Below are 7748 nucleotides of genomic sequence, written 5' to 3'. Positions count from 1 at the left end.
CCCCACCTCCGGCTCCGCCTCGTCGAGCCACCCCATGGCCGCCGACCGCTGATGGAACAGCGAGTACGCGTCCCCCTCCGGCTCAGCGCCCCACCACGCGTGCGGCCGAAGCTCCCCGTACAACGCGGCGAACATCGTCCCGGCGGTCGGCCGGCTCCCCGGCACCACCCCGGGCACCGCCGTACGCGTCTCCTTCACTCCGGCCGCCCTTTCCGTGTTGCTCCCGTGGACCGCTCAGAACACCCGGCAGCGGACGTCCGCCTGCCGGTACGGCTGCTCGGCGGTGTCCCACTCACCGATGACGTCCACGTCCACATGGTTCCGCCAGGACGTCAGCGCCGTGTTGTCGCAGTTGTGCCGGGCCACCGTGCGGTTGGCGCTGCCTCCGCCGGGCGCGAGCTCCTTACGTGGTGAACACGCCTTACGCCGCCATGTGTTGTCGGTGTACCACTCGTACAGGCAGTTCCACACCATCGCCCGGTTGTTGCTGCACGTCCCCTTGTCCCACCAGCCGTGCCCCGAGACGGCGACACCGGTGGACGACCGGTGCGGATTGTCCCGGCCGCTGACCGGAGTACAACGGAACGCCGCCGCCTCCTCCTCGGGCTGGTCCGCGGCTCCTGGCTCGTCGGCGGACCCCGGACGGGGAATCACCTCCCCGTCCATGCCCATGTACACGGCCGTCCTGTCGGCACCGGCGGGCGCCACACCGGGCGCCGCGTCCCCGTACGACGCGTACCCCCGCGCCGGTGCGGTCTGCGTTCCGCCCGGGTGCCCGGCCGCATTGACCGGAGCCACCGTAACGGTCGGCAGCGCCAACCCGAGGGCGAGCGCAGCGGATACGAGAAGGCGTTTTGCGGAAGTCATGTTCCCCTCACACGGTCAGTGCACGACCACCCGGTGTGCTCGCGCGAGTACACGACTACCGCGTGGGCTGCTGATCACCAGTCAAAGGCGCGCGAACACACGTGTTTTGGCTCAAACAGACCGCGCGTGGCGCCGCCCCAACCTCCGCACGGCTCACGCCGCAGCCGTGCGGAGCCCGACCGCGACCAACGCCGCGCCGCTCACCCGCGCGACCATTCGGCGTGTCCGCTCCCGCCGGAGGGCGTGTGCGGACCGGTCGACCACCAGGCTCCAGCCGACGAGCCAGGCCGTCGTCAGCAGGGCGTGCACGGTGGCGAGCGTCAGGATCTCGCCGGCTACCCACCCGCCCGGGTCGACGAACTGCGGGACGAGCGTCAGATAGATCGCGGCGGCCTTGAGGTTGAGCACGTTGGCGAGCAGCGCCTGGCCGTAGACCGAACGCCCACGCGGCTCCGAGGACTTCTTCCCGCCCTTCGTCGGCGGCGCGCGTCGGACCGAGTGCCACGTCCACATGCCCAGTCCGATCAGGTAGGCGGCCCCGACCAGTCGTACGGCCGTGTACGCCTCGGCCGACCGCATCACCAGGGCGGAGAGTCCGGCGGCTGCGAGCAGCGCGTGGGCGCCGATTCCCGTGGCGGTGCCGAGCGCCACACCGAGCGCCCGCCGTCGACCGCCGTCCACGACGTGCCGGACGAGCAGAGCCATGCTGGCGCCGGGTGTGACGAGCAGCGGCAGGAGCGCGAGGACAAACCCGCCGAGTGCGTAAGGACTCACGGTCGTGTCGCCGACCGGGAGCCGACCGGCTCCGCACTCACGGGAGGACGCGGAAGTGCGTGGTCAGCCGGTTGCCCTCGTCCAGGACGTGGAAGGCCAGGCCCGGTGGCTGGTCGCGGTCCGCCGGGCGGTCGCCCTCCCACGGCATCCGCAGCGTCCAGGTGACGGCGGGGCCGACCACAAGCGGGCGACCGGCGAAGGTGGACGCCGCGGCGGTGTGCGCGTGGCCGGTGAGTACGGCGACGACGTTCGGGTGAGCTTCGAGCAGCGCGGCCAGCTCCTCCGGGCGCTGAAGCCGGCTGCCGTCCGGCAGGGGGTGGTGCAGGTCCACGGGCGGCTGGTGGAACGCGACCAGCGCGGGGGTGCGGGGCGGCAGCCCGGTCAGCGTGCGGTCCATCCAGCGGAGTGTGTCGCCGTCGAGTTGTCCCTCGTCCCGTCCGGGGATCGTGGCGTCGCACATCAGCACCGCCGTGCCGGCCACGTGGTGCAGCCGGTTGACGGGCATGTCGTCTGCCGGCTCGCCGAGCAGGGCCTTGAGGTAGGCGGGGCGGGCGTCGTGGTTGCCCGGGCAGGCCAGGACGGGGAAGGGGGCGTCGAGCAGCCGTGCCGCCTCCTCGTACTCGGACTCCTCGCCGTTGTCGGCGATGTCGCCGGTGACCAGCAGCGCGTCGACCGGCCTCGGCAGCGCCCGCAGATGCTCCATCACACGTGCCGCCCGGCCGCGCGCCCGCTCACCACCGTCCAGATGCAGATCGCTGATCTGCGCGAACAACGCCTTCACGGCTTCCCCCAGTGTCTAACGCTCATTTTCAGATTTAACGTTAGAGACACTAGGATGCACGTGACGAGCGGTCAAGCGGACGACCGACGGCGGCGGAACGAAGGGGACCGAGCACGTGGAGCGTTGGCCCGCACTCGAACTGGCGAGCACGATCCGGCACGACGGCGACGGGGGTGTCGCCGACGACCTGACGACCGTGCGCGACACGACCACCTGGCTCGCCGGCCAAGCCGACCTGCTCGCCGAGGAGGTTCCGCTCACCGAAATCGCCGTCGACGAGGAGCTCCGCCTCGGACTCGTCGCCCTGCGGCAGGCCGTGCGGGCCCTCTTCGCCCACGCCGTCAGTCCCGCGCCGCCCAGCCCGGCGGACGCCCGCCGGCTGCTCCCCGTCGACGAGGCGCTGGCGCGCCTCAACAGCACCGCCGCCCGCGTGCCCGTCGTGCCGCAACTCCACTGGCAGGAAGACGCGCCACCCGCTGCCGCCCACCACCGCACCTCCGAGGTCGACCCGGGCGCCGTCCTCCTCGCCGCCCTCGCCCGCGCCACGATCGACTTCCTCACGGGCCCGCAACGCGAACGCCTCCGCGCCTGCACCGCCCCCCGCTGCGTCCGCTACTTCGTGAAGTCCCATGGCAGGCAGGAATGGTGCAAGACCTCGTGCGGCAACCGCGCCCGCGCCGCCCGCCACTACCGCCGCCACCGCGCCTCCGGCGGGGCGGGCGGATGAGGAAGGCGTCGACCACACCGGCGATGTCACCGCCACCTGATACACCTCACGGCATGCGACCCACCGCGACCCGCATCGCCGAACTGGCGCGCCTCGCCACCGCCTTCGAACCGAACACCCGCACCCCACCGCTCGGTTGGCGGGCGGTCCTCGCGTTCGAGGAGGAACACGGACTCGTACTGCCCGAGCCCTACCGCACGTTCGGCGCCGAGTTCAGCGACGGCTGCCCCTCGGGCCCACCGCACTACGGCCTGATCGGACTGGCCGACCTCCCGCCGGACTGGGGCACCCACCGCCCGCCCCGCGAACTGGCAACACCCTTCCCGCTCACCGAGGCGTGGCACTGGGACGCCGAGGACCATTCCCTGACCGACGCCGAACTGGACGAGGCCACCCACCCCGTCCACAACCACGGTTCCGTCGTGCTGGGCACCGACGGCTGCGGCATGTACTGGCATCTTGTGGTCACCGGCCCCGAGCGCGGCCGCATATGGTTCATCGCCTCGGAGGGCGCGGAACCGTTCGGGTCCGGGTTCGCCGACTGGGTGGCCCACTGGGCCGCCGGCAGGCCATGGTGGCCGGACGAGGGGTGACCGCACACTCCCCGCGTGGCCCGGCCGCCTACCGGCGCTGGCGGGCCGCCGCGGCGCGCGGGGCCACGCCGTGCCGGATGGCATGACCGGTGTCGATGGCGACCGCCACCGTCCGGACCGCCCGGAACACGCCTCGAAGGAACTCACGCATCGCGATCCCTCCAGAACACCGAAGGCTGGCTGAGCCGGCTCAGCCGGCTCAGCCGACTGAGAAGCCGTGCTGGCAGCGGAAATGGTACCGATCCCGGGCCGTCCCCGGCAGGGGTCGTCCCGCCTGCGGCAGCCCGACGGGGACGCCCGCCGGGCTGCCGTGGCGGGTCCGGCCCCTCGTCGCTTCCGCGGGGCCCGTCCCGGTCACCGGATCGTGGGACGGCTGCGTCCGGAAGCGCGGGTTCCGCGGAACCAGGAGTGCACGGGGCACAGGCCGACTGAGGCGGCCGGCCCTGCAGACCCGTTCCGCCCGAGGTGTCGGAAACGGGCTCGCGGCAGGCCACCCGACCAGGTATGAAGGCGCGATGAGCAGCCCCGCGTCTGGCCCCGTCGCCCAGTGCCCCGCCGACCGGCGGGTCTTCGTCCGCACCACGCTCGATCTGGGCGACGTACGGCTCCAGCCGTGGGGCCGGAGTGCTGCGGGTCCGGAGGTGGTGGACGGCTTGACCGCCGCTGCGGCGGACCCCGAGATCGCCTTGTGGAACCCCCTCCTCACGGCCGACCGCAGCGCCGCGCTGGCGTGGCTGGAGTCTCGCGAAGGCGGCTGGGACCGAGGCGCCAGCGCCTCCTTCGCCGCGCTCGCCGCCACCGACGGCAGTCTGCTGGGCAGCGTCACCCTGCGCTGGGTCGACCGCACTGACGGCCTGGCGATGATCGGCTACTGGACGCTGCCGAGCGCCCGTGGGCAGGGACTGGCCACCAGGGCCACAGGCGCGGTCACCGACTGGGCCTTCCAGACCGCCGACGCCCGCCGTATCGAGATCGCCCACGCGGTCGGCAACGACGCCTCCTGCCGCGTCGCCGAGCGCTGCGGCTACCTCCCGGAAGGCACGCTGCGCGAGTCACACCGCTTCGGCGACGGCAAGTACCACGACGAACACCTCCACGCCCGCCTCGCCACCGACCCCCCGCCCGCCGCGCCGTAGGGCATCTGGCGATACATATAGACTGGATGTTGCCTTTGAATGGAGGTGGTAAATATGAGTGTGACGACCATCGATCTTGACGATGACGCTTTGGAGAAGGCCATGCGTGTCGCCGGCGGCGGCACCAAGAAGGACGTGGTCAACGCGGCTCTTCGGGAGTACGCCGAACGCCACGAGCGGGCCGCGCTCGTAGCAAGGCACTTCCGTGCTGCGCAGGAGTGGGACTACGAGGGCTGGCAGCGCCGCCGCGCCGAGGAGAAGCGGGGCGACGTGTGATCCACTACCTGGTCGACTCCTCAGGGTTGTGGCGCCTGCTGCGCGAGGAGCAGCTGAGGGACGCTTGGCTGGAGACCACCACTCTCCGAGCCATCGGATCGTGTTCCGCCCAACGGGCTGAGTTTCGGCGATCAGCACGCAATGTGGCCGAGTACGAGGCCATGGGGGAGATGTTCACGGACCTCTACCCCGATGTCCCACTGCCGAAGAGGTTGTGGGATTGGATCGACGCCGCCCAGTACGCACTCGCGAAGAAGGGGGCTCTCGGAGCCGCCGGGCCGCTTGATCTCATGGTGTGCGCGACTGCCGCGTATCACGGGCTCGTCGTGCTCCATGACGACGCGGATTTTGTCACCGTAGCCCGTTTTCTGCCTGACGTCAGTGAGCGCAACGTGCGTGACGTACCGGATCTCTAGTTGTTGGTCGGCCTCCACTCGCCAGATCTGGTGCGAGCGGGTGCAGAGCGGGTGGGGGCGGTGGGTCGCGTCGCCGTGTGCTGCGGCACCCACCGGGAAGCGGCCAGAAGTTGGAGAGCTTGACGGGCGCGATGTCTGCCACCGGCCTGGCCCCGTCGCCCAGAGCCCCGCTGGCCGCGGTGGATCTTCGTCCGCACCAAGCTCGATCCGGGAGACGTGCTGCTGTGTCCGTGGGGCTGGCCGGTCGCGGAGTCGGAGGTGCCGGATGGCTTGACCGCCGCTGCGTCGGACCCCGAGATCTACGCTGGGTCGACCGGGCGGACGGCCCGGCGATGATGACCCGCAGGCGATCAAGAAGGTGTGGCACTACGTGGCGCGTTTCGGCGTGCTTGGGTGGGGCGCACGTCGACCTCACGTGACCGGTGGGCGCGGCAACTTGGGAACGGACGGGGCGCGGGCCCGACTCCAGCGAGGCAGGAGACGATCATGATTCGTGCTGTGGTGTTCGATGTGGGGGAGACGCTGGTCGACGAGACGGAGCTGTTCGGCGGCTGGGCTGACTGGCTGGGGGTGCCACGGCACACGTTCTCGGCCTTGATCGGAGCCGCGATCGCTCGGGGTGGGGGCTTTGGCGAGGCGTTCCAAGCTGTCCGCCCCGGCTTTGACTTCGGCGTCGAGGACAGCCTGCGGGAGAGGGCGGGAGTTCCGGATCGAATACGAGAGGACGATCTCTACCCGGACGCCCGTGCTTGCCTTCGAGCGCTCAAGGACCTCGGGGTGTGGGTGGGCGTTGCCGGCAACCAGCCGGCTCGGGCCGGACGAGACCTGCGCTCCCTCCGGTTGCCTGTGGACCTGGTGGCCACGAGTGGGGAATGGGGAGTCGCCAAGCCTGATCCGAGGTTCTTCGAGCGGTTGGTGGCAACGGCGCCGTGCGCGGCGGAGGAGATCCTGTACGTCGGGGACCGGGTCGACCGGGATGTGTTGCCGGCCAGGAGGGCGGGGCTGCGGACAGCGCTGGTACGCCGCGGGCCGTGGGGATATCTGCACAACGGTGGCGACGGCGAAGCGGACCTGAAAATGGATGGCCTGGTGGCTCTGCCGGCATGGGTGGCCGAGCAACGCCGGTCGAGCGGCTGAGTACGGCCGAGCATGTGAGGCGACCGTTGCCCCGCAGTGCGAGAAAGCCGACGTTCGGCGGACGCGGGCGAGGCGAAGGCCACGTCAGGAGGGAGGAGCTGGCGAGGCCTTCGCCTGCCGGCCATTCCGGCTAGATCTTTGCGAACTTCTGGATTGTCGGGTTCTGTGCCAGTTCTGGAGTGTGGTTGATGAGTTGTGAATACGCCGCCCGCAGGAATTCCTCGACTGCCCGTTTGAACTCTTCGCGATCCACCGTCACTTGTTGCGGCGGTATCGATGAAGTGATCACGATGAGGTTGTTCTCCGGGTGTATCCGGATGACGTTGTCGCTCTCCGTGAAGCCGAGCGCCGCGTCCTCGTGTGAAGTGAGGCCATCCAGCACGTGACGCAGTGACAGGCAGAAGTCCACGAGCGTGACGTGGCCCTTGGGGGAAAGGATTTCGACTCCGCTGGACGCCAGTTCCACACGCACGGCGAAGTACTTGTAGCAGAGGTCCAGCTCGCTGATGGCCGCGGCGTTGACACGACGTGCGCTGTCCCATGTGTCCCGCCAGGCCGATCCTGCGCTGGGAGTCTCGAAGGTGAGTTGAATCACGGCCGCCTCGGTCGATTGGGTTGGTTCTAGAAGGGGAACGCCGTCACAACTTTACCGTCGTGGACGATCACTCGGATTCTGGTCAACTCGCGTCCTCCGTTTGCCTTTCCTGTCATGCCGACCTTTACGCCGAAGTCCCATTCGTACATCTGCCCGGGGCGTGGCCTGCCGTTCTCGTCCGGGGTGTTCGGCTTTGGGCTGCCCCGATCGATGGTCTCCGCGATGCGCTTGCGTACGAGCTTTTCCTTGCCGGTGAGGATTCCTGCCTGGTCGTCCACCTTCGAGCCGCCGGGCCGATGGCGGTCACGGATGTGCTGCCAGTCGCCGTTCGCCAGTGCTGTGGCGCCACAGAGGCGCTGTGGGCTGCGTACGGGAGTGAGGGCCTGGGCGGCAGCCGAGTAGGGTCCGGTCAGGTTCGCGACGGGGGTGCCGGGGGTGCCTTGGGG

The 7748-nt window shown here is 70.2% G+C and carries 12 protein-coding genes and 1 pseudogene; 6 read left to right on the top strand and 7 right to left on the bottom strand.

Annotated elements, in window-relative coordinates; translation table 11 throughout:
- The 4 genes and pseudogenes from FNX44_RS20610 to FNX44_RS20595 form a co-directional block, all read right to left on the bottom strand.
- Positions 1-198 (bottom strand): annotated as a pseudogene (locus FNX44_RS20610) (hypothetical protein); the annotation flags it as partial.
- Between the two features lie 36 nt (positions 199-234).
- Entirely contained in the window at positions 235-654 is a 420-nt protein-coding gene (locus tag FNX44_RS29060; protein WP_228450054.1) for a hypothetical protein, read from the bottom strand.
- Between the two features lie 366 nt (positions 655-1020).
- Positions 1021-1641 (bottom strand): LysE family translocator, encoded by a 621-nt coding sequence (locus tag FNX44_RS20600; RefSeq protein WP_143650036.1) that lies wholly within the window; start codon positions 1639-1641, stop codon positions 1021-1023.
- 37 nt (positions 1642-1678) lie between these two features.
- Positions 1679-2422 carry a phosphodiesterase gene (locus tag FNX44_RS20595; protein ID WP_143650034.1) on the bottom strand — a complete coding sequence of 248 codons (744 nt, stop codon included), beginning with the start codon at positions 2420-2422 and terminating at the stop codon, positions 1679-1681.
- 115 nt (positions 2423-2537) lie between these two features.
- Between FNX44_RS20595 and FNX44_RS20590 the strand changes: the two genes are divergently transcribed.
- Both FNX44_RS20590 and FNX44_RS20585 read left to right on the top strand, forming a co-directional pair.
- A complete protein-coding gene (locus FNX44_RS20590) occupies positions 2538-3149 on the top strand; it encodes a CGNR zinc finger domain-containing protein (RefSeq protein WP_143650032.1) in 612 nt (203 codons plus the stop codon).
- Positions 3150-3202: 53 nt separating this feature from the next.
- Complete coding sequence (locus FNX44_RS20585) at positions 3203-3742, top strand: SMI1/KNR4 family protein (RefSeq protein WP_143650031.1); 540 nt, start codon at positions 3203-3205, stop codon at positions 3740-3742.
- 28 nt (positions 3743-3770) lie between these two features.
- Here the strand turns inward: FNX44_RS20585 and FNX44_RS29545 are convergent, their stop codons facing one another.
- On the bottom strand, positions 3771-3893 hold the full coding sequence (locus tag FNX44_RS29545) for a hypothetical protein (protein ID WP_267129478.1): 123 nt from the start codon (positions 3891-3893) through the stop codon (positions 3771-3773).
- 364 nt (positions 3894-4257) lie between these two features.
- On the opposite strand from FNX44_RS29545, the gene FNX44_RS20580 reads away from it, so the two are divergent.
- The 4 genes from FNX44_RS20580 to FNX44_RS20565 all read left to right on the top strand — a co-directional run bounded on the left by FNX44_RS20580 (position 4258) and on the right by FNX44_RS20565 (position 6707).
- On the top strand, positions 4258-4878 hold the full coding sequence (locus FNX44_RS20580) for a GNAT family N-acetyltransferase (protein ID WP_143650029.1): 621 nt from the start codon (positions 4258-4260) through the stop codon (positions 4876-4878).
- A 54-nt stretch (positions 4879-4932) separates the two neighbouring features.
- Positions 4933-5154 carry a type II toxin-antitoxin system VapB family antitoxin gene (locus tag FNX44_RS20575; RefSeq protein ID WP_143650028.1) on the top strand — a complete coding sequence of 74 codons (222 nt, stop codon included), beginning with the start codon at positions 4933-4935 and terminating at the stop codon, positions 5152-5154.
- Positions 5151-5570 (top strand): PIN domain-containing protein, encoded by a 420-nt coding sequence (locus FNX44_RS20570; protein WP_143650026.1) that lies wholly within the window; start codon positions 5151-5153, stop codon positions 5568-5570. Before FNX44_RS20575 ends, FNX44_RS20570 begins: the two co-directional genes overlap by 4 nt.
- A 486-nt stretch (positions 5571-6056) precedes the next feature.
- A complete protein-coding gene (locus FNX44_RS20565) occupies positions 6057-6707 on the top strand; it encodes an HAD family hydrolase (RefSeq protein WP_143650024.1) in 651 nt (216 codons plus the stop codon).
- Between the two features lie 130 nt (positions 6708-6837).
- Here FNX44_RS20565 and FNX44_RS20560 read toward each other — a convergent pair whose 3' ends face one another.
- Positions 6838-7302 (bottom strand): hypothetical protein, encoded by a 465-nt coding sequence (locus FNX44_RS20560; RefSeq protein ID WP_143650023.1) that lies wholly within the window; start codon positions 7300-7302, stop codon positions 6838-6840.
- 26 nt (positions 7303-7328) lie between these two features.
- Positions 7329-7748 (bottom strand): hypothetical protein (locus FNX44_RS28160; protein WP_194362475.1); only part of this gene is annotated, 420 nt, incomplete at its 5' end.

The sequence above is a fragment of the Streptomyces alkaliterrae genome (assembly GCF_007097205.2).
GTDB classification, from domain to species: Bacteria; Actinomycetota; Actinomycetes; order Streptomycetales; family Streptomycetaceae; genus Streptomyces; species Streptomyces alkaliterrae.
Note: the sequence above shows the minus strand (reverse complement) of the source record. Positions and strands in the feature narration are given on the sequence as shown.